This is a genomic window from Paenibacillus sp. JZ16 (assembly GCF_015326965.1).
GTDB lineage: Bacteria > Bacillota > Bacilli > Paenibacillales > Paenibacillaceae > Paenibacillus_AQ.
The window spans coordinates 5,149,457-5,173,217 of record NZ_CP017659.1 but is presented as its reverse complement, the minus strand read 5'-3'; the positions used below and the strand labels follow the sequence as shown (position 1 = coordinate 5,173,217).

Annotated in this window: 23 protein-coding genes and 1 pseudogene; 3 read left to right on the top strand and 21 right to left on the bottom strand. The window is 44.0% G+C overall.

Annotated elements, in window-relative coordinates; genetic code table 11:
* Positions 1-82: 82 nt before the first annotated feature.
* From BJP58_RS23315 to ssuE, 8 genes are all read right to left on the bottom strand, one after another.
* On the bottom strand, positions 83-1,024 hold the full coding sequence (locus BJP58_RS23315) for a GNAT family N-acetyltransferase (RefSeq protein ID WP_194540769.1): 942 nt from the start codon (positions 1,022-1,024) through the stop codon (positions 83-85).
* Between the two features lie 125 nt (positions 1,025-1,149).
* Positions 1,150-1,293, bottom strand: coding sequence for a hypothetical protein (locus BJP58_RS23310; RefSeq protein WP_194540768.1), 144 nt, complete (start codon positions 1,291-1,293; stop codon positions 1,150-1,152).
* A gap of 164 nt (positions 1,294-1,457) precedes the next feature.
* A complete protein-coding gene (locus BJP58_RS23305; protein WP_071222126.1) occupies positions 1,458-2,255 on the bottom strand; it encodes a DUF817 domain-containing protein in 798 nt (265 codons plus the stop codon).
* A 309-nt stretch (positions 2,256-2,564) separates the two neighbouring features.
* Positions 2,565-3,983: an MDR family MFS transporter gene (locus BJP58_RS23300; RefSeq protein WP_194540767.1), complete on the bottom strand. Its 1,419-nt coding sequence runs from the start codon at positions 3,981-3,983 to the stop codon at positions 2,565-2,567.
* Between the two features lie 83 nt (positions 3,984-4,066).
* Positions 4,067-4,480, bottom strand: coding sequence for a MarR family winged helix-turn-helix transcriptional regulator (locus BJP58_RS23295; protein WP_194540766.1), 414 nt, complete (start codon positions 4,478-4,480; stop codon positions 4,067-4,069).
* Between the two features lie 327 nt (positions 4,481-4,807).
* Positions 4,808-5,551: an AAA family ATPase gene (locus tag BJP58_RS23290; RefSeq protein WP_194540765.1), complete on the bottom strand. Its 744-nt coding sequence runs from the start codon at positions 5,549-5,551 to the stop codon at positions 4,808-4,810.
* A 286-nt stretch (positions 5,552-5,837) separates the two neighbouring features.
* On the bottom strand, positions 5,838-6,428 hold the full coding sequence (locus BJP58_RS23285) for a P-loop nucleotide/nucleoside kinase family protein (RefSeq protein WP_071222319.1): 591 nt from the start codon (positions 6,426-6,428) through the stop codon (positions 5,838-5,840).
* 61 nt (positions 6,429-6,489) lie between these two features.
* Complete coding sequence (gene ssuE / locus BJP58_RS23280) at positions 6,490-7,035, bottom strand: NADPH-dependent FMN reductase (RefSeq protein WP_194540764.1); 546 nt, start codon at positions 7,033-7,035, stop codon at positions 6,490-6,492.
* Between the two features lie 358 nt (positions 7,036-7,393).
* On the opposite strand from ssuE, the gene BJP58_RS23275 reads away from it, so the two are divergent.
* Entirely contained in the window at positions 7,394-8,302 is a 909-nt protein-coding gene (locus tag BJP58_RS23275) for an SDR family oxidoreductase (RefSeq protein WP_194540763.1), read from the top strand.
* A gap of 55 nt (positions 8,303-8,357) precedes the next feature.
* Positions 8,358-8,813, top strand: a complete 456-nt coding sequence (locus BJP58_RS23270; protein WP_194540762.1) for a hypothetical protein — start codon at positions 8,358-8,360, stop codon at positions 8,811-8,813.
* An 86-nt stretch (positions 8,814-8,899) separates the two neighbouring features.
* Here the strand turns inward: BJP58_RS23270 and BJP58_RS23265 are convergent, their stop codons facing one another.
* Positions 8,900-9,682, bottom strand: a complete 783-nt coding sequence (locus BJP58_RS23265; RefSeq protein WP_194540761.1) for an ion transporter — start codon at positions 9,680-9,682, stop codon at positions 8,900-8,902.
* A gap of 292 nt (positions 9,683-9,974) precedes the next feature.
* Here BJP58_RS23265 and BJP58_RS23260 point away from each other — a divergent pair, with 292 nt between their 5' ends.
* Positions 9,975-10,172, top strand: coding sequence for a hypothetical protein (locus BJP58_RS23260; protein ID WP_194540760.1), 198 nt, complete (start codon positions 9,975-9,977; stop codon positions 10,170-10,172).
* Positions 10,173-10,216: 44 nt separating this feature from the next.
* Here the strand turns inward: BJP58_RS23260 and BJP58_RS23255 are convergent, their stop codons facing one another.
* The 12 genes and pseudogenes from BJP58_RS23255 to BJP58_RS23200 all read right to left on the bottom strand — a co-directional run bounded on the left by BJP58_RS23255 (position 10,217) and on the right by BJP58_RS23200 (position 23,529).
* A complete protein-coding gene (locus BJP58_RS23255) occupies positions 10,217-10,675 on the bottom strand; it encodes a hypothetical protein (RefSeq protein ID WP_194540759.1) in 459 nt (152 codons plus the stop codon).
* Between the two features lie 44 nt (positions 10,676-10,719).
* The gene (locus BJP58_RS23250) at positions 10,720-13,149 is read right to left on the bottom strand and encodes an ABC transporter permease (RefSeq protein WP_194540758.1); all 2,430 of its coding nucleotides are present in this window, start codon (positions 13,147-13,149) and stop codon (positions 10,720-10,722) included.
* Positions 13,146-13,820, bottom strand: a complete 675-nt coding sequence (locus BJP58_RS23245) for an ABC transporter ATP-binding protein (RefSeq protein WP_442953937.1) — start codon at positions 13,818-13,820, stop codon at positions 13,146-13,148. Before BJP58_RS23245 ends, BJP58_RS23250 begins: the two co-directional genes overlap by 4 nt.
* Before the next feature lie 124 nt (positions 13,821-13,944).
* On the bottom strand, positions 13,945-15,051 hold the full coding sequence (locus BJP58_RS23240; RefSeq protein WP_194540756.1) for a HAMP domain-containing sensor histidine kinase: 1,107 nt from the start codon (positions 15,049-15,051) through the stop codon (positions 13,945-13,947).
* 62 nt (positions 15,052-15,113) lie between these two features.
* A complete protein-coding gene (locus tag BJP58_RS23235) occupies positions 15,114-15,788 on the bottom strand; it encodes a response regulator transcription factor (protein ID WP_194540755.1) in 675 nt (224 codons plus the stop codon).
* A 127-nt stretch (positions 15,789-15,915) separates the two neighbouring features.
* Positions 15,916-17,445 carry an ABC transporter ATP-binding protein gene (locus BJP58_RS23230; protein WP_194540754.1) on the bottom strand — a complete coding sequence of 510 codons (1,530 nt, stop codon included), beginning with the start codon at positions 17,443-17,445 and terminating at the stop codon, positions 15,916-15,918.
* An 8-nt stretch (positions 17,446-17,453) separates the two neighbouring features.
* Entirely contained in the window at positions 17,454-18,422 is a 969-nt protein-coding gene (locus BJP58_RS23225; RefSeq protein ID WP_194540753.1) for a S8 family serine peptidase, read from the bottom strand.
* Positions 18,413-19,642, bottom strand: coding sequence for a radical SAM protein (locus BJP58_RS23220; RefSeq protein ID WP_194540752.1), 1,230 nt, complete (start codon positions 19,640-19,642; stop codon positions 18,413-18,415). Before BJP58_RS23220 ends, BJP58_RS23225 begins: the two co-directional genes overlap by 10 nt.
* A 159-nt stretch (positions 19,643-19,801) precedes the next feature.
* Complete coding sequence (locus BJP58_RS23215) at positions 19,802-19,951, bottom strand: hypothetical protein (protein ID WP_194540751.1); 150 nt, start codon at positions 19,949-19,951, stop codon at positions 19,802-19,804.
* A 68-nt stretch (positions 19,952-20,019) separates the two neighbouring features.
* A complete protein-coding gene (locus BJP58_RS23210; RefSeq protein ID WP_194540750.1) occupies positions 20,020-21,009 on the bottom strand; it encodes a radical SAM/SPASM domain-containing protein in 990 nt (329 codons plus the stop codon).
* A gap of 435 nt (positions 21,010-21,444) precedes the next feature.
* Positions 21,445-22,011: pseudogene (tyrS, locus tag BJP58_RS23205) on the bottom strand (tyrosine--tRNA ligase); the annotation flags it as partial.
* A 279-nt stretch (positions 22,012-22,290) separates the two neighbouring features.
* Complete coding sequence (locus tag BJP58_RS23200) at positions 22,291-23,529, bottom strand: extracellular solute-binding protein (protein WP_267907913.1); 1,239 nt, start codon at positions 23,527-23,529, stop codon at positions 22,291-22,293.
* Positions 23,530-23,761: the final 232 nt, after the last annotated feature.

Sequence of the window (23,761 nt, the reverse complement as noted above, 5' to 3'; positions counted from 1 at the left end):
AGGAATCCACGGAGGTTTTTTTGTAACTGCATATGATCGGCCGCAGTCCAAGTCTACAGCTCTTACTTACGGTTCATCAATGCTATCCCTTTGCTGCCCATACCTCGATCTCCACCAGAATGGACGGCATCGCCAATGCCGGCACGTAGGCCATCGTCATGGCCGGGGCCTTCCCCCCGTGGAATTTCTCCCATATCTGATGGAAGTGATCCCAGTCGACCTCCTGAGCCGCCCAAATGTTGATTTTGACGATATGATCCACCGACATCGCTTCCGCAGCCAATAACCTCTCAATGTTCGCCAGGGTGTTCTCCACCTGCTGCTTCATATCGTCCGGCAGGTTCCCCTCGCTGTCGGTTCCCACCTGACCGGAGAAGACCAGCAGCTCGCTCCCTCTCGGAACCTTGGTTATATGGGTATAAGGTCCGATCGGCGGGGCAATAACAGGTGGATTGTACCGCTGAATTGAAGACGGCTGCTGCTCATCGGCTTCATTCAAAATAGCCAGCGTCTGATGGTCCTCCCACGTTCCGTTGATTTTCACGTTTTTTCGGGCAATCCCTTCTTTATGGAATCCGGCTTTCAAAAGCACTTGGATCGAGGCCAGGTTGTGCGGCATCACGCCCGCCTCAATCCGGTGAAACTTCAATTCCTGAAAGGCAAACCTCACGACCAATTGAACCGCTTCGGTCATATACCCCTTTCCGTTATGGTCTTGGTCCAAAAAATAACCGATCCAGCAGCTCTGCAGATCCCCCCGCACCACTTCGGTAAGCATAATCTCCCCGATGATCACTCCGGTGTCCCGCAGCCCAATCACATAGACATACCCTTGATCTGCCTTGCTGGCTTCCATGGCCTTTCGGATCCGCTCAAGCTGTCCCTGATGGGTGTAGAAGCTCTCTTCCCTTAAGCCCGTGAACCGCTGGAAAAAATCCCGGTTATCCTTCTCGAGCTTCAGAAGTGCGTCCACATCCAATTCCTCTACCGACTTCACATAAATCTGTTTCCCTTGCATGAACATACGTATCCCTCTCCTCTGTTTGAATCATTAGAAGCACAAAAAAACACCACAGCGCACCTGTGGTGTACATGCCGATCTATGCAACCACAAGCAAGCGACCTGTGGTGTTTAATTCCACTGCATCCTCATTCGGTCATCGAATGGAAGGACCCTTGATCGCCCGAATATCCGATTTTGGACACACTTCTCCCATCATCGGACGGATCAAAGAAAACAGCGGTGGAGTATCCCATGCCTTTTGCCAAAGACGCCAATGATCTTTTTTTCATGTGGATCCTCCTCCCTTCTGCTTCGCGCGGTTCATCTATGCCAAACATCTATGTTCATACAAAGTCTCTTGCCTTAAGCTCGAGTCGCAACGTTAGCTTTCCATCATCTAATTAACCATAGGATATATGATTAGGCATAAATGGTCAAATCCGCTAAACTGGGCTCACATAACCGTTCCCTTCGGATTGCCTTGGGACGGTCCTCTGCCCTGCTTCAGATGCTTCAGCTGAGCTACAATGATGACACTGATCACGACCAGCAGAAACCACGAGCTGATTTTGCCGATATGCACAAGGCTCCATGTGCGCTCCTGACCCGGATAAGTCCAGGCTCCAAGAAACGTAGAAATGTTCTCAGCGATCCAGATAAAAAAGCCAATCAGCAGAAACGACAGCACCAGCGGCATCCGCAGCGTTTTTCCGTCCACGTCAAAATACACCATGGTTCTGCCGAACACCACGAATAACAATGCCGTGAGAAGCCAGCGTGCATCCCACACATAGTGATGGGTAAAGAAGTTGGCATAGATCGCTGCGCTGATCAGCACGGTCAGCACGGGCAGCGGCCAGCCCGTTATACGCAAATGCATTCGGCGCCATGCCTGGCATATATAACTGGCCACACTGGCGTACATAAAGCCGCTGTACAGCGGGACGCCGCCAATTTTGCTCCAGCCTTCCTCCGGGTAAGACCACGAGCCCATGTGCACTTTATACAGCTCCAGCATCAAACCGATGACGTGAAAGACGCAGATGACCTTCAGCTCATCCCATGTCTCCAGTTTGCTCACCAGCATCCCGATTTGCGCCAGCACACATATGAGAAGGATGAGATCATACCGCGCCAAGCCGGGAATCTCAACCACCTTGGTCAGTCCCAGCGCACCGAAGATCATAACCGGAAATATGCAGGACAACGCCTGCTGATAACCGAAAATCCACAGCTTCCGTATAAATTCCATAAGCTCCTCCTACCACCTGCACATTCGTATACTTCACCCTACCACAGACCGCGATTTCAATAAAAGAACAGCGTTGTCATAATTCGTGCAATCCATTGACGGGTGTAATGCAAAAAAAGAGAGCAGCCCTTCAGCTGCCCTCTTACCCGTTAACGTCCTATTTGCCCATGCTTGAGGTTATCCTTGACGCCAACGATGTAGCTCAACATACCCCATTCAATCGCTTGATACCTTTCGAGTTTCCCTATCTTACGCCAGGCTTCAACGGCCCGCAGGATTATCTTCTCCACTTGGCCGATGAACGCCCGGTCAGAGCGCGACAGGGTGAGCCGTTTTTTTCTTTTTGACCCGTAACAAAAATGTAAGAGGTATGGCAATAACAGCCACCATCGTTCCGATCATAAACACGTCATCAATGCCCATCGTTGTCGCCGCACGCTGGGTCGAAGCCCCCGCACCCATGTAGTAGGACGTTCTGGATACCACCAGTGCGCTGAATATGCCGATCGATAACGAAGCGAGCCCTTGGCGCGCCCAGTTCGTGATGGACGATGCGTGGCCTGAATATTCGCTGGACACCGCGCTCATCGCTGCGTTCGTTAACGGCATATTGCATAAAGCAATGCCGAGGCAGCGAACCAGCTGCAGCAAGGAAATGTACAGAACCGAGGTATGGATGCCGATTCCGCTGAAAGCGAGCGTGGCGGCCACAATGATGAGAACCCCCGTGATCACCAGCCGGAATGGACCGATCCGATCATAAAATTTGCCGATAATCGGCGACGCAGCGGCCATGACAACCGCGCCCGGCAGCATGATAAGTCCGGTATCCATCGGAGACAGCTTCAGCACGGTCTGTAAATAAAGCGGCACCAGCAAGGTTCCCGTATACAGCGATATCGTCACGATGCAGTTCAGGATCAAGCTGTACCGAAATCGGGGGAATTTGAACACTTTAAGCTGCAATAACGGGGATGAAATCCGCAGCTCCCACTTAATGAAGAACAGCAGCAGTAAAATTCCGGAGATGAGCAGGGACAGGGTCTTCCAGGATCCCCAGCCCCAGTCGTTGCCGTGGCTGAAGGAGAGCAGCAAAAGAGAACTGCCCGCCACCACCGTCAAGAATCCGAGGAGATCGAACCTCTTCTTCCCGGTCAGTCGATAAAAAGGAATGAATTTGCTTACGATGACCATCGAGATCAGACCGATCGGAATATTTAGAATGAAAATCGATTTCCATCCAAAATATTGCACCAGCCATCCGCCAAGTGTCGGCCCGATCACCGGTGCCAGCATAGAGGCCAGGCTCCATAGTCCCATGGCGTAGGCTTGCCGCTCCCGGGGGAATACCTGGTATATGATGGTCATCGTAATCGGGATGATCATCCCGCCGAACACGCCTTGCGTAATCCGGAAAGCAATCAAAGTCTCGATGTTCCAGGCTACAACGCATAATACCGACGAGAGCGTAAAGCCCAACAAGGCCAGGACAAACAGCCTCTTATAACTGAGCTGGTCCCCCATGTAACCTACGATGGGAGCCACAATGCCCGTTGCCAGCAGATACCCGGCCATCAGCCATTGAGTTGTGCTCAGCGTGGCATCGAACTGCTCCATGACAACGGGAAAAGCCACGTTGATGGTCGTAATGCTGAGCACCGCCAGAAAATTACCGAAAAAGATAGCGCTCATTATAAGCCAAAATGAAGATTTATCTTGTGTATTCACATGAAGCCTCCTAAACAAAGTAACCCCGCCCGGATCTGGTTAACAGAGCTGGAGGCGGGATTCAAAGAGTTTGGTCTTTGGTGTTATGGAAATAATTTCTTGCCAAGCAATCGCAGTAAAATATACAGGTTATCCGCCTCGTCCTCATCCAGCTGCTTGAAGGATTCCATGACGGCATAATCTCCTTCGCTGCGGGCATCGAGCACAAGCTGCCGGCCTTCTGCCGTAAGATTGACATAGTGGCTGCGTCCATCACTGGGATTTGGCGTTCGAACCACCAGCCCCCGCTGTCCCAGAGCGTCCACCAAATACGTGATCGTTGCAGCCTTAAGCTCCATATGCTCAGCCAACCGGTTGGGAAGCAGTGGACCCTGCTGCTCGATCAAACTTAAGATCTTATACTGATTCATCGTTAAATCGTTCTTTCTCAAGTGACTCAAAAAAGATACGACCCGATGGCTCGTCATTTTATCCGATAACTCACGATACATCTCCATGAGTCTCTCGACGCTTGCTTCTCTTCCGTTCTCCAGAGTTTTTCACCTCGCTTCTTATTTTAGTTCAATGATTCTAACTTGTAAACACCATTTTCATGATTATAATTCTATTTTATCCCATTTATCGAGGTATAACTGACTAATTACTTAAATTGTTCTAAGTTTATTTCAGGATTTCGAATATCCATGATTCTTAACATCAGAAATATCTACGGATGGAAAACTCCTAATCATTCCCCTGACTCGAAACGCTCGGTACGATAAAGGCTCCTACATAAAAAGGACTCGCAAGATCTATGCGATCTTACAAGTCCTTATCTTTCCCGTTTATTCCTCATCGTCTGCAAACAATTCGTGCAGCATCGCTTCCCGGCGATTTACGAATTCCTTCGTAATCATATAATGATCCGTTTCCTCCAAGCTCGACTCTTCTACCCCTTCGGAAGTCAGCTTGTAGATGATGGAATCGGGATAAGCCATAACAATTGGCGAATGGGTGGAAATAATAAACTGCGAGTCTTCCTGGACCAGGTCATGGATGCGTCTGAGCAGCGCCATTTGGCGAAATGGCGACAAGGCCGCTTCCGGCTCGTCCATGATGTACAGTCCGTTGCCGTCGAAGCGGTGCAGAAACGTCGCAAAGAAGGACTCACCATGGGATTGATGATGCAGCGACTTTCCGCCATAGGAATGCCAAAGCGCCAGTGAATCAACCTCGGAGGCCACATTATAATAGCTTTCCGCCCTGAAAAAGAAACCGTCCCGCGGCTTCCGGACTCCTCGAACCGTACGGATATATTGATACAGCACAGAATGCGTCTCCGCCGTGGAAAAAGAGAAATTGATGGTGCCCCCCTCCGGATTGAAACCCAATGCTACAGCAATCGCCTCCAGCAGCGTGGATTTGCCCATGCCATTCTCGCCTACGATATAAGTAACCTTCGGATGAAAATGAAGACCGTCCAAAGCCGCAACGGCCGGCAAATTAAAAGGATATTCATGAAATGAAGGGATGCGATCCCTCATTAACACAACGCTTCGTAGATAGGCAAGCATAGCAGCGTTATCCAAGCGCTTTCCCTCCTCGATTGTGAAACCTATAATTACTACTCTACTATATATCATTCCAGCAATGGTTCCAATTCAGGACCATCGCTCGATATTTCCGAGCATAAGCATGGGGCGTTTCCCTGAAGGGTGAATACGAACATCCTTTTTCACGCCATAATAGGGGGTATTGCCTCGAGATGTTGATGCCTCGTCGATACTCAATAAAAATGCGCCATCACAGGGCTAGCCGGGCACCTGGTATGACGCACTTTTTTTATACGATATCGAATGGTGTTATTCTGATATGCTACTCGCTTACGATAAACTGATAGAGCTCCTCAACCTTCTCTTCCGTCAAATCGCCGCTGTTATCGAATACCTTAATGGATGTCTGCGGAATGTCCCAGTTCACTTCCGGCACGAAATCGACGCGCTTCTTGAAGTCGTCCCAATGATCCAGCTTCCACTGATCCCGCTCGGTCTGTCTGTCAATGATGCGCTCCTTCTGCAAATCCATGTCTTTGAGCGCAACCACGATGACCTTCACGTCAACGTCGCTTTTCGTTAACCCTGCCGATGCAATGACTTCTTCAATCCATTCGCGGTTCTTGAGCTCCGCGGTAAACGGAGAAATCATAAAAACATTTTGTCCGGCACCCAGGTTCTCGATGCAAATATCCTTGGTCGTATCATATTCCAGATCGCGCAGGTTCTCTTTATAAAAGGAAGAATCGCGGTCATTCGGATCCAGTCCGTTACTTTCCAGGAACTTCTCAACAAAGCGTCCCCCCACCGTATCACGGTCGAGAAATGCAGCCGGTATACGGACTGCAAGCTTCTTGGCTACGGTTGTCTTGCCTGTACCGGCCACGCCGACAAAAAATACTAGCTTTTGCAAATGGTATCCCTCCATATGATCTCTATCGCTTTCATATCCCTGCCGTCCACTCATGCCATCCTTATGCGCGTTCTGTCCGGTAACGGGTTTCTTCAATTAATTCCTCCATCGCGGAGGTCAAGCGTTCCTGAAGCACGTCCGCTACGTCAAATCCGCCATCCTCGGTACGTGCCACCTGGGCATCCACCGCGTACACGCCGCCAAGAATATGACGGGCCCCGATCGAAGAAAGCACGGGCTTGAGCGAATAATCAATTGCCAGCAGATGTGCGAGACTGCCGCCGATAAACATCGGAAGCACGATTTTGCCGGCCAAGCCTTTTTGCGGAATCAGGTCTAAAAAGGTCTTCAGAACACCGGTAAACGAAGCTTTATAAACCGGACTTGCCACAATCACGGCATCGGCCTCGGCCACAAGCCCGTTCGCTTTGACAATATGCTCACTCTCAAACTTGGTATGAATCAAATCCTCAGGCGGCAGGGCGGCCACGTCGATCCGGCTAACCTCGAAATTCGCAGCAGTCAATGCCTGCTCCGCATATTCCATAACCGCATTCAAGCGGGATCCGGCTGTAGGACTTCCGTTAATAATAACAGCTTTCGCCATAATCATTCACCTCGGCTTATGTTATAGTGTCGCCATCCATTCATAAGATCGCTATGTAAGGTCCTCTCGAACGTCAACCCATATAAATCAGAGCAAACTTGTCAGAATTAGTATCATCGTATCAATGTGTCTGCGCTTTTGTCAATGCAGCAGCTCCGGCAATTGAACCTTGGCAATTCGCCAACCATTACACTTCGCTCCAATAGCCCGAAAGACAGCGTAAAAATCTGTAACCCGCGCGTTTGCGCACGACCTTTCTCCTATTCTGTTCATAAACGGCACCCCCGACTGGGCGGATGCATAGAGATAAAGCATCGGCGTTCAACGAAAACACTCTGTATATCAAAGGAGGAAGGAAATGAATCCCCAGCAGCCCATTCCATACGTAGGCTCCAAAACCGAATGCAAGGAACAGCCCATCGCGTTCCCTCCCCAGCATCAAAACTGCCAGCCCGGTCTTGAAAGCCTCATGTCACCGCGTCCGATCAGCGAGGATCCCGCCTACCGGGGCAGCGGTAAACTGGATGGCAAAATCGCCATTGTAACCGGAGGGGACAGCGGCATCGGCAAAGCGGCGGCCATTGCTTTTGCCAAGGAAGGTGCCGATCTGGTCATCCCATACTTATATGAAACTTCGGATGCGGAAGTAACGAAGCAGCGGATTGAGTCGCTCGGCAGACGCTGCCTCTTAATGAAGATCGACCTGCGGTATAAAAAGAACTGCGAAGCCGTAGTAAACGAGACGATAGCCCACTTCGGCAAGCTGGATGTGCTTGTAAACAACCATGCCGTCCAGTATGTTCAGCGCAGCATCTTGGACATCACGGAGGAACAGCTGCATCATACCTATCAAACGAATATCTTTCCCTTTTTCTTCATGATCCAAGCTGCGCTGCCCCACATGAAATCCGGAGCGTCGATCATCAACACGGCCTCCATTACCGCCTATCAGGGATTTAAGGAGCTCATCGACTATTCTTCCACTAAAGGCGCCATCGTTTCCCTTACCCGATCCCTTGCCCTTTCGCTCGTCGATCAAGGCATCCGCGTCAATTCCGTCGCTCCCGGCTCGGTCTGGACGCCGCTCATCCCATCCAGCTTCCCAGCCGAAGAGGTCGCCGTGTTCGGAACGGATTCACCGATGAAGCGGGCGGCACAACCCTATGAGCTGGCGCCTGCCTATGTTTACTTGGCGTCGTCCATCTGTTCCTCTTTTGTCACGGGTCAGGCTATTCACGTCAACGGGGGACAGATGGTGACCAGTTAACAGCGGTGCCTTAAGCGTTCGAGAAGCTACGAATAACAAGCAGAGGATGTGTACCATGAACACGGGAATTCCTAAACGGTCCGGCCGGATGGACATGGGATTTTATGCATTAAACAAGCTGGCCAGCGCCGGCATCGTTGTGCTGCTGCTGAGCCTGCTCGATTGGGTGTGGCCTCCCGGCGCTGATCGAGCTTCGGAATGGTTAGGCCTCTATCTGCCGCAAGAGCACTGGGTATACGGTTACGCGCTCACTGCATCCCTTGCGGCAGATGCCATACTCTCGTTCTTGCCTTCCCTGCATAAGGCTAAACAAGCCGCCGTTTACGGAGCGGTCGGATTTCTGTTCTTCGCCTTATTCACAGGCGGAAATCCGGAGCAGCTCTGGCTGCGCGCAGCAGCGGGAGCCTTAACCCTGCTCATCTTCTTGTGGGGGAAGCATACGTTCTCCAGCAATTCTCTGGCCACCCCGTTCTTTGCCTTGATCGTTCCCCTGTTGTGCTGGGTGATCTGATGCAAGCGACTATAGCTTTCTTCCATGAAAAAAAGACCCTTCGATGAGGGCCCTGCAAAAATCTTGCTTTTGACACACGGACGGGACTAACGATTCGACCTGTATTGCTCAAGCAGCAGCTGCTTGATTTCCTGTACGTCTTTCTTCAGCTCCATATTTTCTTTCAACAGCTGATCCAGCCGCTCGTCCCGACTCTCTTCCTCTTCCTGTCCCAAGTAACTTAGAATAACAGCAACTACGAGGTTTAAGATGACAAGCGCCCCAACAATAATAAACGTTATAAAATAAATCCAAGCCCATGGCATTTCCGCGATGACCGGCCTGGCCACTTGGCTCGCCCACGACTCAAAGGTGACCACCTGCATCAATGTGAATAGAGAATTATGGAAGCTGCCAAAAAATTCGTACGGAAGCACATCCTTAAAAAATGTAGTGCCAATAATCGCATAAATCGTAAAAATAAGCAGCGTCAATCCGAGCACCCCGGTTAAAGCCGGCATCGACCGGATTAACGAGTCGATAATTTTGCGCAGTGCCGGAATCGCAGGGATCATTCGGAATAGGCGCAGAACCCGGACCAGACGCAGCGAGCTTACGAACGGTGTGGTCAGGAAGATCAGGCTGCAGGCAACGATCAAGAAATCAAACCAGTTCCACCCGCTCGAGAAATATCGCTTAAATCCGAGACCGGTAATCTTCAAAAGAATCTCCAATACAAAAATCCCGAGGATAATTTTGTCAAGGTAGACCAGAAACTGACTCGTGCTGTACGTTTCGGCGACAATGATCACGCCGTTCAAAAAGATGATTCCAATAATAATAGGTTGAAAATAACGGTGCTCCACCAATCGCTTGAACGATTCTCTCATGACTGTACCCCACTTCTCTTTGCATGACTATATTTCACAAAAAAAATACGCACGTGCCGTGCCTTCGGTTTCAACATATAGTTCCATTATGAATTTGTTTCACCATTTCGTCCATACTCCAATAAAGGTTTCATGCATATAACAGGGCTGTCCCCAAAGTAAGTCTGCTTACTTAATGAGACGGTTCAATTGATAAAAAAGACAGCAAAAAATAAAGAAATGGCGGTGCCAGGGAGGTCAACCCTGTACCGTCATTTCTTTATATCAGAATGTCATCGGCGCCAATATTGGCATGATGGTTCCCTCTCTGCCAACTGAAAGAAGAGAGCAATGGGCCTTAAATCCGGATCAGGACAGGATCTATAATGGCTTGGAAGTGGCGACGCTCTCCCTGGTCCAGAATGGACCGGCGCTTCTCGAGCTAAGAAACAAAGCTTACATCCCTTTTATTACCGGTGATCGACCGTTAGAGCAGTTCGTCGATTTGTGAAGGAATTTATGGAAGTTGGTACCTAACTGAGCTGCTAGATTTCTTTAAGGATCGGCAGTGTAAATTAGCGTCAATGACTGGTCCTCGCCAATTTCAATCTCTTCCGTGTTCCCTTCGTCAATTACGTTGTTAATAGAAAGCACCCAATGTTTGTTTTCGTCATTCACGATACCATCAACGCTTAATATTTGCCCTTCCTGGTCTTTTTCTATCAGCACCCCCTGTTCATCGTCGTCTGAAATGGCTTGCATGACCTTCCCCACGGTAGGATGGTCATCCATAATCTTAACTGTCTGCACAAACAAAGCCTCATCTTCATTGAAGATTGCTACATCAACTTCTGTTTCGAGCGTCCCTTCACCTGTGTACTTTACTCCGTTATATTCTGGATAAAAACCCTCCTCGCTGTTTTTACTGCACGCTGTTAAAAACAGTACAATGAAGAACAATACAGTAAAACTACGCCAACAATGGTTCCTGAACACTCCTCTATACCCATGCATATTAAGACACCTCCTTCATGAAGTAAGTCGATTTCCTCGTTTGTTCATATACTAAACCGAATTCGTTCGATCAGGCTTTCCTTTCTAAAGCGTCGATGCATATAGTAGGTCGTAAACAACTGAACCGCAATGTAGGCACCTATTATTATCAACATAGCACCAATCGGAAATTGATATTGGGCATAGGTGGCTTCGCGCTTAAAAATATCAACGATAATATATCCTGTGGGTATGCCCACAATAAAAGTCAACAACAGACTAACCAATATAACTACTAATCCTTCGCTACCAAGTTGTATTGCTAATTGGTTTTGTGACAACCCAATTGCCTCAATCACGCTGATCTCCCTTTTTCTAGCTATCATGCTTGTCAGATTTGAATTGACCAGATTACATATGCTAATGACGAGCAGCGTTGCAATAAAACCATAGGCGGATAACTCGATCAACCGTTTCGCCTCATGAAATTCCTGATAAATCTCTTGGAATGAAGTAAACCCAATTCTATGATCGGCCGCAGCAATTTCTTTTAAGCGTTGTTCTACATGCTCGAATTCCTTTTTAGGCACGGTCACACTGACTTGCTTGACACGCTGATCCAGCCCTAGGCGCTTAAACATATCCTGATGGACAATGAAAGTCCCTCCATAAGCAGAGTCTCCTTTATAAGTAATATAACTAGGAAGAACGCCGACGATTGTGAATTCAAGCTCTGCCCGCTGTTCTCCAAGCGGGGTCATTCTGATCTTATCACCGACCTTATAGGTCCCATCCTCGGCGATGGCAATAAGCACGTTCCCATTCTTCATCTCCTCTAATGCGTGTCTGTTATTCCCTAGTGCATGTAGTGTCTTTTGCATTAGAGCATCGTCATAGCCATAGATTTCTGAAGTAATCGCAGGATTTCGGATATCCTCTATGTTTTTAAGATGAACTGCCGCATCCTGCTTGTTATAGAGGAACTCATCATACATTTCCGTATACAAAGACTGAATCCCATTCATATCATGTATCTGCTTCACGATTCCTTCGTTCAACAAATCGAGATGCTCATCCACTCCTCGGTAAGAGTTAACACTCAGCTTGTAATCGCCTGGCACCATACTCGCGGCTACATTGCCCATATTCATACTGTTCAGGATACTGCTTGTAACGATAAAGATCAGCCCTGTCAAAGTGATTGAAGTGATAGTAATCCAAGTACGTTTGCGATGACGTATAACTTGCGCAGATACCAAGGTGAAGCTGCTAAGGGAATTGTTCAATTGATTTCTGGTTGTTTTTCTCTTCCTCCATGCGTCAGCAACCGGATTATAGCGGGTCGCTGCAATCTCCGAGATTCTCCCTACTCTTCTGGCTGGAAATTGGATTGAAAGAATGACGAAAAGCAGACCTGATAAGAATGCTACGCCAACATGAAATGGAGATATCTCTACATACAGAGAAAGATCGGTAGAGCCCGCATTTCCGAGAAACGGAATGAATGCCAAGCTGCAACCTATTCCCAGTAGAATTCCAACAATACTGCCGATGAAAGAAATAATCAGTCCCTCTATTAGAATCATGCGTCGTAATTGTCTTGGAGTCATGCCAATCGCTTTCATCATGCCAAACAAACGTATTTGTTGTGAAATGTAAATGTTGAAAATATTATAAATAACCATTCCAGAGCTTAAAACGATAACCAACACAGCTAATGCAGACTGCAGAATAGTTGTCGGATTCTGTTCATAAGCGCCTGTATAGCGTTCATTTATTTTAATTTGCTTATCTGACAAGCCTGCTTGTTTACCTATATCCTCCGCGACCGAGGCAGCGTTTAAGTTGGATTTCAGTAGTGCAAAAACCGTTACTTCCGGATCCGGACTATACTGCTCCGAGAAGCTTTTTGATACAAACATCAATCCGGCTCTTGCAGCCTTTCGAATAGCAATGTCTTCAGTAATACCTACCAGTTCAAGGGTTTTCGTTATTTCTTTAGTCTGATCATCACTTATAACCTGCAAATCTAACGCGATTCTTTGTCCTAACTCAGAAGAATAACCTAATTCATGAAGGAGCCATTCATCCAATACAATTTCATGATCAGCCTCTGGCGCACGGCCTCGCCTCAGTTCAATCAGTCCGTTATTTATTCCCTCCATGTAACCAATAGCCATATGGATATTCAGTTTCTCAAATGTAGTGGAGCTAATATTTCTGCTGTTATACGAAAGATAATACTCCTTGATCTTAGGGTTACTCACGATCTGCTGTTGTTGCTTCAATGACAATTCCTCATATTGCACATGAAAGGCACCAATTTCATTCATAGCTGCCCTCTTATTGCGGTTATCTTCAGAGTGAAAGTACGTGAACACGACAAATACTAAGGCAACGGATAGGGCTGTTGTAAATATAGTTAACAGGGTTCTGCCTTTGTAGTGGCTTATATTTTTCCATGCTATGTCTCGTACGGATACAGTATCTTTCATTGCGATGCCTCCACAACGATCGAACCATCAACTACCCGAACCGTTCGGTCGGACAATGATGCGATATCCTCATTATGCGTAACGATAATTAATGTCTGGTTATACCTCTGTATCGACAATCTCAGGAGATTCAGGACGTCTCTACTGGAACGACTGTCCAGATTCCCAGTAGGTTCATCGGCAAGGATGATCGACGGTTTAGCAGCAATCGCACGGGCGATGGCAACGCGCTGCTGCTGTCCCCCTGACAACGCCGTTGGTAGACTAGTTCGTTTCTCATAAATATCCAGCGTGTTTAAAATATCTTTGATGTATTCAACGTCAGCCTTTTTTCCGTCAAGTCCAATGGGTAATATGATATTTTCCCATACGTTAAGTGATGGCACGAGATTAAATGATTGGAAGACAAAACCGATTTCACGACGGCGGAACACGGCTAGTTGATTTGCCGGTAGTGTATAAATAGAAGTTCCATTCATGATGACTTCGCCGCTTGTCGGTGCATCCAAACCACCAATGATGTGCATTAAAGTACTTTTACCCGCACCTGACTGCCCGACAATGGAGATAAACTCTCCTTTCTCCACAGTGAAATCAATTTCATGTATGGCCTTTACTTGGCTTTCTCCTGTGCCATAATACTTGCACAATTTCTTTCCTTCCAGAATCAAATCCAACGCCCCCTCCGGGTAAACTCAAAGAATCCATTTCAGGAATGCTCCACTTAAAGCAAAAAAACATCCTTCCCTTAGCTGTCTGCTGAGAAAAGGATATCTAATAATTATCTATTTTTTATCAACGAATATCGATGTTAGGTGTATTGGTACTTTTACATTGGAACATGACAGTTACTCTCGCTCCGCATGTCTCATTGTTAGCTATTCTAAGTCCTCCACCATGCTTTTCAGATAAAATCTTGCATATATGTAGTCCCAAACCAAAACCGCCACTCCCGTTTATTGCTTTACGTTTGTAGAACGGTTTAGTCGCTTGTTCGAGATCCTCCTCCGAGAAACCTTCGCCATCATCACTAACTGTAATGCACAGCATGCCATTCATGGATTCCAAACCTATGGATATTGTCTTGTCAGCATAACGAATTGCATTGCTAAGCATATTTTCGAATATCCGTATAACCGTGTCAGCATCAAAGTGCAGTTCTGTTTGGGCAATATGGTTTTCAAATGTCATTTTAAGATGACGTCCCTCTACTAACACCTCGGCAATACTGTTAAGCTGTTTGATAAAATGATCTATATTTACGTTTGTTGTGTAAATGCTGCTGTCTTCCAATCTTTGAATCTCGCTCATCAATTGAACATAGTTCTCCAGCCGTAAAATATGTGCGGACATTGCAGATACGGTAGACATCACTTTGTCTGCACTGATCTTACCTTGGGGCAGATAGTTCACCAAGAAATCCGTAGATCCCCTAAGTACCGTGAGCGGTGTGCGCAGGTCATGGGAAAAAACAGCATTCAATTGTTTGCGCTCCTCCATAGAACGCCACATTTGCCGAGTGTTGTCATCCAATGCAGCTCGCATTTTCTCGAAGGAATCGCAGAGCTTCCCCATCTCGTCCTTGCTCTCATAATGGATATGAAAATTCAAGTCATGATTCGCTATTTTTTCAGAAGCCATGCCTAATAGTGCAATAGGTTTTTTCAGTTTATGGCGATAAAATACAAACGAGGACAACATGCTGCACAGTCCAAGAAATATCGGAATAGACCATGCTTCAACAATATCGCAAATTTGAAGAATAATTTCATCATTCGGCGTATAATGATTATTTATAGGCTCAGAACTATTCTTGTTCGGAGCGTTATATTTATGATAGAGATCGTTTCTAACTCCATTTGAAGCTCCAATTGCAACAGAGCTAAGCAGAGCCGCCATCATTAGAAATATGAACATATATAGCATAAAGCTCTTTCTAATCGAAAGGTTGCGGATTCCTGCTATTATCCTACCCATCTGTATCCCACACCCCATATGGTTGCAATATACGTATGACTGTTCACCGAAGCTAATTTGGCTCGAATTCTTCGAATATGCTCAACGACAACGGCGCTGTCTCCCTCGCTGTCATACCCCCATACTCGTTCATAAATCCGCTCTTTATCAAAAATCTGACCCTTGTTCATGGATAGCAATTCAATAATATCAAATTCTTTTTTGGCAAATGAAATTGGTCCGTTTTGATAATAAACAGCACGTGCAGAATAATCAACGACTAAATCATCAATGAATTTCGATTGGGTCTTATAACGCTGCCTCTGCTCGCGACGCAAGTGTGCAGATACTCTAGCCCCTACCTCCTCAATGCTGAATGGCTTGACAATATAGTCGTCCCCACCGACACGGAATCCATTGAGCTTATCGGCCTCTTCTACCTTTGCCGTTAAAAACAGAATAGGACAGGACACAAAATTGCGTATCCGTGTACAAACCTCAATGCCATCCAGATCTGGCATATGAATATCCAGTAAAATAAGATCTGGATCAAACTCAACTTGCTGCAATACTTCGGTCCCACTCCTTGCTGTGATAACCCGATAACCATTGATTTCGAAATAATTTTGGAGTAGATTCACGATATCTATTTCATCATCAGCAATCAAGATTAGATTTGACATACCTCATTCCTCTTTCGCAACAGCTCAGGATCGGATATATCTAAAAGTATATCTTGCTCACGATCCATTTTTGACATCAAGTAATCGTCGTGTGTTATAATTATACATAAGTTGTTTTTTAGCTTATTCAAGAGCTGTACAAATTTTTCTTTTTTTGTATATCTAAGTTCGAAGTCGGCTCATCAAAAATAAATAAACTCGGTCGTCTCAAAACTGCTCTTGAGAGTGCAATCTCTTGCATTTGACCACCTGATAAGTTCTTTCCTGACTCACCAATATGATGATAACTTTCATCTTTCAAAACACTTGATAATCCATACTCCTCCAAAACACGATAAACTTCCTCGTCTGTGATTCCCCCATCCCATTGTTTAATATTATCCATGATACTACCAGAAAATAAGTATATTTTCTGAGAAACAATTCCTATTTTTCTTCTCAAATCATTAATATTTATGTCCTTGAGATTGTATCCATTCACTAAAATTTCTCCGCCATAATTAGTATAAAACCCCAGTAATAATTTTACAATTGTTGACTTCCCGCTTCCATTAGGCCCATACACAAACAAATTTTTTCCTTCACTTAGTTCTATATTTATATCACGTAAGACTTCTCGCTCGTTGTCAGGGTAGGAGAAGTAAACCTTTTTGAACTGAATAGTATTAATATTGTTAATTAATACTGTCCCTTTGCTTCCTTCTTCAATTTCGTTGTCCATAAAAAAGCTCATTCTGGATAAGACTGCAATGGCAGGTTGAATGGAGAGACTAATGGATGAGAACATCTGTACAGGAGTAAACAAATTGGATATATACGATAACAATGAAAAGTATGATCCAACCGTCAGCTCCCCATTAATAATGTAATAGCTTATTAAAATGATAAACATCGACCTTGATATAAGGGCAAATAAGGAATTCGCCTCATTGCCAACAACTGTAAAAACATTCCTTCTCATTAACTTTTTCGCAATCACACTAAAATACTTCTTAATTTCAGATTCTTTATGTTCTTCAAGATTGAAATTTTTCATTTCAGATAAACCTGCAATATCTTCATGAATTTCACCTTGAACTTCTGCAGCTGATTCATTTAATTCCTTTGATGTGTTTAATACTTGTTTGGAAGTATATCTAGTGATAAAAAAGAGAACAGGTAAACAAACTAGTGCAAACAGGAGCAACTCCCAACGTATAGCCAGAATTACAAAAAATGCTCCGATAAATGAAATAACACTTTTTAAAAAAACCATCAAAACGGGAGAAAACAATGCATTAAGTGTATCAATTTCTTCTACTCTGGAAATGACATATCCTGTTTTATTCTTATCAAAAAACGAAACCGGAAACCTGAGCAACCTTGTAATTATGTCCTTTTTTAGATTAGTAATAACTTCTACACTTGCCTTTGCAAACATTAGATTAATGCAAGAATTCATTACGGATAACATAATATAAAGCACAATTATTAGACATGTTAATAGAACTACAAATTGAAAATCCTTATGCAATATTCCTAAATCGATAATCTTCTGAGTAAGGTATGGAATAGATAGCTCGATTATTGCGGCAATTATCGTTAAGAAAATAATCCCTATAATCTGCATCTTCAGTTTTTTTATTTGATCGATGATCATTCGCTTATGTTTGCTCATAGTTCCTCCTAAGAAAGATGAAAATAGAGCACTTTATTAATTTTGTTAGATAAATTTGAGATATAAGTAAAGTCATTAATGTTGAAATAGGTAAAAGGTATCTTTATCCCAAATTTTTTTTCTGTATCTACTAATATGTCTATACAGTCATTCATTTTTAAACCTTGAGCAAATGTTATTTTTTGTTCTTCAAACTGAGGAATATACCTTTGTGTGATTTCAAGTAGACTTCTGTAAAAATCAAAATCAGATGGGATCTCAAATTTTAATTCCTTAGTTTTAAGTTCAGCAATATTGGAACAATTTTTCTTAATTTCAGTCACAGTGCTATAGTTATTCAAGGAATTTCTCAATTTATAATCCAAAAACTTACGAATGAAATAAGGGGGAGCGAAACTATTTCGATTAATAAAAACGTACTTGCCATTTTTCCAAGGAACGATGTGCGGGATGCCTAAAGTATAAAATGTAGAATATTGATCTATATATAATTGTTCAGTATCAACGATTTGTTTACTCGATTTTATTCTTATAGTTTCATCTAATATAAAAGGTAGACTTCTTTCATTCTCATTCGTTGTCGTTATTAGAAGAATATCTTTAGTGATAGCTAGTTTGCATTTTGTTACAAATTCGCTTCTCAAAGACATGTCTTCAGTGCCCAAACTAAGATTTATAATATCCGGTTGCAAGTCAATGGCAATATCCATCGCTTTTATGAGTGTTTTTGATGAACCTCTGCAGTTATCGTCTAAAACTTTAATAATTATGAATTCTATCCTGTTGCCACAAAATTCACTTAACATACCTACCAAACCAGTACCATGTCCATGTCCATCTTCAATACTATCGTCCCCTAACAAGCTGCATGAAAATTTGATTTTAGTATTGACCTGCAAACTACTGAGTCCACTATCAATAACTGCTACCGTAATTTTCTTTTCATATAGAATTGGAGTAGTGCTATTCATTTCCATACAATCATATTGTAATAAGGCTTCATTTGATCACACATCTCACTTCTATATTTCTCATTCATAAAAATATTTCTATCATGTCCCGGACATGCTGTAGCGCAGAAATACCTCACATCACAATCTCGGCATTCGTCTATTGTATCTACAATCGGAACTATCTCAGCTTCTTTTAACTTACCGTCTAACAAATCATTGGTACTCCCTAATCTATTCTTCTCATTTTTAGTCAAAAAGCAGGGATATATGGACCCATCACAACATACGAATATTTTAGAGCTAAGATTACAGCTACATTTAAAATTTATAGCATTCTGAAGACTAGTTAGCTCTACTTCTGTAAGTTCATTCTTGTTCTTTATTTTGAATGGGGGACTCAGGGTCTCGTAATTACTATCTGCCCTACCTTCAGGAGTAAAAACTCTCATAATGGGGGTAACACCTAGAGATAAACATAATTCTCGGAACTTGTTTTGGTGTGTTATCATGTCCTTGGTCAAAACCATAGAAAGACTAATATTTTCAAGTCCCGATTGTTGCAAACTTTTTATGGTGCTCTTAACTTTGTTGAAAACCTTTGGACCACGAATCTTCAATACACTTTCTTCATCATAACCGTCAAGACTGATCGAAATGTAATCAACCAGGGCTTTAAGATCAGGAATCATCTTTTCCCTTAATAAAGTTCCATTAGTCATAATTTCAATTGAACCAGTGAAATTTGCTCTTACATAGTTTAAAATATCCCAAATGTCATGCCGAATGAATATTTCTCCACCAGTCAACGCAATACTCCGAATTTCATTTTTCTCACACCATTTAATTAATTGTTTTAACAGTTCAAAACTCATATCCTCTCGGGCAATTTCCCCACAACTTACACAACAATGGCTACATCTTAAATTACAACCAGTAGTTAACTCAAATGTTACATGTTTTATTGCTTTATTATCTGGTGTATGTTTGTCATAATAATCAATGATTTCAATACCAACCAATGTTTTGATCATATTACTTAGATATTCCTTTGTATCTACATCCATACATTCATCAAGCATATTGCTAACAGTATATTCTTTTTCAATCCAATTATTTAGAAACTCATATACATATGTTGGACATTTTATCCAAAGACCATTAAAAATGTTTCCTAAAATCATGTATTCGTTCTTTATTAATTTTCTATAGTTTTTATTAAATCTAACTCTAGGACTTGGCATCATTAATTTTCACCCCATTATAAATTAACAGATCATTGTTTCTCACTCATACTTCACTGACTGACAGGTTGAAAAATTATCAGGAATGGGCTGCTCATTAGATCTACAATACATTAAGTAAAAAGGTGCGTTGCAGTCACAACGCACCTTTTTACAAACTTACTATGAAAACCAACTATTATGAGGAGTTGGTTTCCACCCACATCCATAAGTACTTGTATCATTAGCGTAATAAACATTACAATCATTCCAACAACCAAAACCTTTAACATCTAACTTCAAATCTTCCTTTTTCTCAGGATTAATTTTCATCTTCTCACCTCCTTTCAAATCAGGCTCTATATCATATAGCTTTTCAAAATTATCAAGCTATAAGATAACTATTTTGTCTTAGCATAAGAGCATTCCAAACGCTCATAAGCGCAAAAGAATCCACTCGGTTTGCACATTTCGCCAGTCATTTTATAATTCACAAATATACATCTAGAGCTTGTACATGATTTAAAATAAGAACAACCTTCACACTCAAATCGTTCTGAATGATCAGTAGGAAAGGTATGCAATTCATACTTTTCACTATCTTTAATATTTCCTATGCAAAACTGTTCTTCACCTACAACATAGTTACAAGGATATATATCTCCATTGGCATTAACTGCGAAACTACTGACTCCTCCACTACAATCTCCTTGTATTTTTAAAGTTCTATCCAAAACGGAAAGATGGATATTTTTATTATTCTGTGAGAAGCTTTCAAGATACTTAAATTGTTCTCTAAGTATTAAAAAATGCTCCTCATCCCATTTTTCATCAAAAAAATCAGGTATGGGTTTAATTTCTTGAAAACCTAGTTCAGATACAAATACAACACTGGGATAAAGCTTAGAGACACTTTCAGTATTATAAGTTATTCGCGCAGTCACATGAGGGAGCTTCTCTAATAAATACTCTAAATTAGGTGCTATTTTCTCCCAAGAAGGTTCTCCATTAGAATAAGTTCTGTATCGATTGTGAACCTCTGGTGTACCATCAATGCTAACTGATAAAATAAAATTATGTTTTACAAGAAAATCTATGTTACTTTTCGTCAATAATGTTCCGTTTGTTGTCATCATAAAATATGTTTTTACTTTTATTTTGTTTGATGCTTTAATAATGTCTTCTATCACACGCTTATTAAGTAAAGGTTCTCCCCCAAAAAAATTCAGGGTTACACTCTCAGATTTATTAAGTTCTAACACGTTATTAATGAAAGTGATCAACGAATTAACAAGCTCTGAACCGAAATACAGTTTCTCTCTTAGTCCAGATACATAACAGTAATCGCAGCTCAAATTACAATCATTTGTAACAAAAATATGTACTTTCATAGCCATCAGCTCCGTTAACCATATTCAACCTTTAAATACATAATAATACATAATAATTCTATTTTATGTGTAATCTATCATTTACATTTACAATTTTTGGTGTTATATTTATTTTTTCTCTATAAATGCAGTGAATACGCTTTACAGCTAAACTAATAATCTATTTGATACTCAGCTCTCAACAAAAAAGGCTGTTCCAATTAGCCATTTCTTGACTAGTTAGGACAGCCCTATGATGATCATATCCCCTTTTACGAGAAACAGGGCTGCTCTTCCTACTTGGCCCCCCTCTTCTACCAATCCACAGACGAATGCAGTACCTGATTTTTTCCACTGATTGTTACTGATACCAGCAGAAGGATAAAACACCCCCTAGGTAGACTGTAGATTCTCCTGTCTTCCTAAGGGGTGCATATTCATCAAAATGAAATGAACCTAGTCCACCAATCTTACAAGGCTGTATTTCTTCTTCCCTTTACGGATGATGGCGAAGCGGCCGTCGAAGGAGGTATCTGCACTCACTTCTGTATTTAGATCGGTGACCTTTTAACCATTCATGGAGATCGCACCATTGTTGATGTCTTCTCTTGCCTGGCCCTTGGTTGGCTCGATACCCAGATCTATCAGCCAATCCACGATATTTTTAGCTTCCTTCGTTGATTCGAATGTAGGCATTTCTTTGAAGCCCTGCTCGATTTCATCCGCTGTTAGAGATTTAATATCTCCGCTGAACAAGGCTTGAGAGATTTTAAGCGCTTGTGCCAGCGCTTCTTCCTCATGGACGTACTTGGTCATTTCTTCAGCCAGTATCTTTTGCGCTTCGCGCTTGCCTGAATCTGTCTCTACCTTAACTGCCAGCTCTTCAATCTCTTCCTTGGACAAGAAGGTGAAATATTTCAGGTATTTGATAACGTCACGATCACCGGTATTCAGCCAGAACTGTTAGAACTCGTAAGGCGAGGTCTTGGCAGGGTCCAGCTAGATGGCACCGCCAGCTGTTTTAGAATGAGTCCTTTACCATTTTCAATTGAGCATCTTGATCGTAACGAACAGCTGCGCCCATCCGCTGTAAGCTTCCGTCTCTACCGGGCATGGGAAACTCCTACATTTTTACATCTTAAGTCGCCACTGCTTTAGCATCTTGCATTGATCTTATGCGCTTTCGAAATTCATGCTTACATCCCTTTTATTACCGGTGATCGACCGTTAGAGCAGTTCGTCGATTTGTGAAGGAATTTATGGAAGCTGGCGGGGCCGAAGTTTTGCGTTCGATCTCCATGTTCATAGCCCTTTCCTGTAATCGTCATTTTGTCGGCTATTCAGACACTTTTCCGCTCTCCACATGGTTTTGATGGTCGGCATGACGGAATCGTACACTTCCTGGACCGATTTCTCACCGAATAGGGCCTGATCGATGTTCTTCTCGTATTCCGTGTTCATTCGGAGATAAGCGGGAACATAATAGGCCGGCCATTGTACGATGGCATCCTTGGTCGTGGAGTAGCTCAATATCGTTTCTTTGGCGCTGACAGGCAGATCCGCCGTCCACTTGTCGATCAGCTCGGGATCGGTGTACCAATCCGCCTGATTGGGCAGCCAGGCGCCGGACTTCAGCAGGCTCAAGCTGTTCTCCGGGTTGACCATATAGGCATAGAATTTCTTGGCTTCTTCAATATGCTCGGATGTGTTGTACACAACGAGCGGTGCTCCGCAATTCATCGTCACGGCCTGCTTTATTTTCGGCAGCACTCCAACGCCGATATCTTCGTTCCCCTTGATATTGGCGAGGTCCCAAGAACCGCTGATCACCATGGCATAACCGCCGCTGAGCGCATCTACCGCCGAACCGATACCCGAGTTCCACGTATAGGAGAAGCTGGAGGTCACCTTGTCTTTATTGACCAGATCCGCTAGCTTCTGAATGCCCTCAATCGATTCCGGGGAATCCCATAAGAACTGCTGGCCGTCCGCAGAGACAACGCCGCTGCCGGCTGCGTTCGCCGCCCAGAAATGATGGAATTCGCGGCCTGCGGTAAAGCCAAGCCCGTAATCTTGCGTTTTGGCAGCTTCAAAGCCGGGATCTGCCGCCGTTTTGCCACTCGTATCGGTAGTCAATGCCTTGGCATAGTTCACGAAGGTATCCCAGTCCCAGGCATCTTCCACCTTGGTTGGAGGATAAGGAATGCCGGCGGCATCGAATTTGGACTTGCTGTAGAAGAGCAGCTCCATCTGGTTGGACAGCCCAACGCCGATCACCTTTTGATCTGGAGAATGGATCGTAATGGCATCAAGCTTCTGCGGGATGGCTCCGCTGTCGAGCAGATCCCCGATCTCGGCCAAAATGCCCATTTCGTAATATTTCTGAATGTCTCCTTCGCCCATGTAGCTGATGTCAGGCAGCTCCCCGGATGCCAGACGTGTCTGGATAAAGGTATCCAGCGATCCGTCCGCTGGCAGCACCTGGGCATTGACTTTGACGCCCGTATCTGCTGTATATTGGGCTATCGCAGCTTCTACCAGTTGCTTTTGGGCATCATCTCCCCAATACAGAAATTCCAGAGTGACCCCTCCGCTATCACCGCCGGCGCCCTCGCCTGCCGCAGACGGTTCCGTCCCAGCGCAATTTTAGAAATCTTAACCTCTTGTACAGATCGGTGAACACAAAAAAAAAGGCACGTAAGTGCCCGTCCTCGGATCTCTAAAATGAGAGCAATGGGATGGAGAGAAATTTGAGATATTCTCGTTGGCGTTC

What these genes read in the sequence shown, in the direction of transcription:
- BJP58_RS23315 (WP_194540769.1), bottom strand. Translation starts at nt 1,024, where the DNA reads ATGTTCATGCAAGGGAAACAGATTTATGTGAAGTCGGTAGAGGAATTG.
- BJP58_RS23310 (WP_194540768.1), bottom strand. Translation starts at nt 1,293, where the DNA reads ATGAAAAAAAGATCATTGGCGTCTTTGGCAAAAGGCATGGGATACTCC.
- BJP58_RS23305 (WP_071222126.1), bottom strand. Translation starts at nt 2,255, where the DNA reads ATGGAATTTATACGGAAGCTGTGGATTTTCGGTTATCAGCAGGCGTTG.
- BJP58_RS23295 (WP_194540766.1), bottom strand. Translation starts at nt 4,480, where the DNA reads ATGGAGATGTATCGTGAGTTATCGGATAAAATGACGAGCCATCGGGTC.
- ssuE (WP_194540764.1), bottom strand. Translation starts at nt 7,035, where the DNA reads ATGGCGAAAGCTGTTATTATTAACGGAAGTCCTACAGCCGGATCCCGC.
- BJP58_RS23275 (WP_194540763.1), top strand. Translation starts at nt 7,394, where the DNA reads ATGAATCCCCAGCAGCCCATTCCATACGTAGGCTCCAAAACCGAATGC.
- BJP58_RS23270 (WP_194540762.1), top strand. Translation starts at nt 8,358, where the DNA reads ATGAACACGGGAATTCCTAAACGGTCCGGCCGGATGGACATGGGATTT.
- BJP58_RS23265 (WP_194540761.1), bottom strand. Translation starts at nt 9,682, where the DNA reads ATGAGAGAATCGTTCAAGCGATTGGTGGAGCACCGTTATTTTCAACCT.
- BJP58_RS23260 (WP_194540760.1), top strand. Translation starts at nt 9,975, where the DNA reads ATGATGGTTCCCTCTCTGCCAACTGAAAGAAGAGAGCAATGGGCCTTA.
- BJP58_RS23255 (WP_194540759.1), bottom strand. Translation starts at nt 10,675, where the DNA reads ATGCATGGGTATAGAGGAGTGTTCAGGAACCATTGTTGGCGTAGTTTT.
- BJP58_RS23250 (WP_194540758.1), bottom strand. Translation starts at nt 13,149, where the DNA reads ATGAAAGATACTGTATCCGTACGAGACATAGCATGGAAAAATATAAGC.
- BJP58_RS23240 (WP_194540756.1), bottom strand. Translation starts at nt 15,051, where the DNA reads ATGATGGCGGCTCTGCTTAGCTCTGTTGCAATTGGAGCTTCAAATGGA.
- BJP58_RS23235 (WP_194540755.1), bottom strand. Translation starts at nt 15,788, where the DNA reads ATGTCAAATCTAATCTTGATTGCTGATGATGAAATAGATATCGTGAAT.
- BJP58_RS23230 (WP_194540754.1), bottom strand. Translation starts at nt 17,445, where the DNA reads ATGAGCAAACATAAGCGAATGATCATCGATCAAATAAAAAAACTGAAG.
- BJP58_RS23225 (WP_194540753.1), bottom strand. Translation starts at nt 18,422, where the DNA reads ATGGAAATGAATAGCACTACTCCAATTCTATATGAAAAGAAAATTACG.
- BJP58_RS23220 (WP_194540752.1), bottom strand. Translation starts at nt 19,642, where the DNA reads ATGATGCCAAGTCCTAGAGTTAGATTTAATAAAAACTATAGAAAATTA.
- BJP58_RS23215 (WP_194540751.1), bottom strand. Translation starts at nt 19,951, where the DNA reads ATGAAAATTAATCCTGAGAAAAAGGAAGATTTGAAGTTAGATGTTAAA.
- BJP58_RS23210 (WP_194540750.1), bottom strand. Translation starts at nt 21,009, where the DNA reads ATGAAAGTACATATTTTTGTTACAAATGATTGTAATTTGAGCTGCGAT.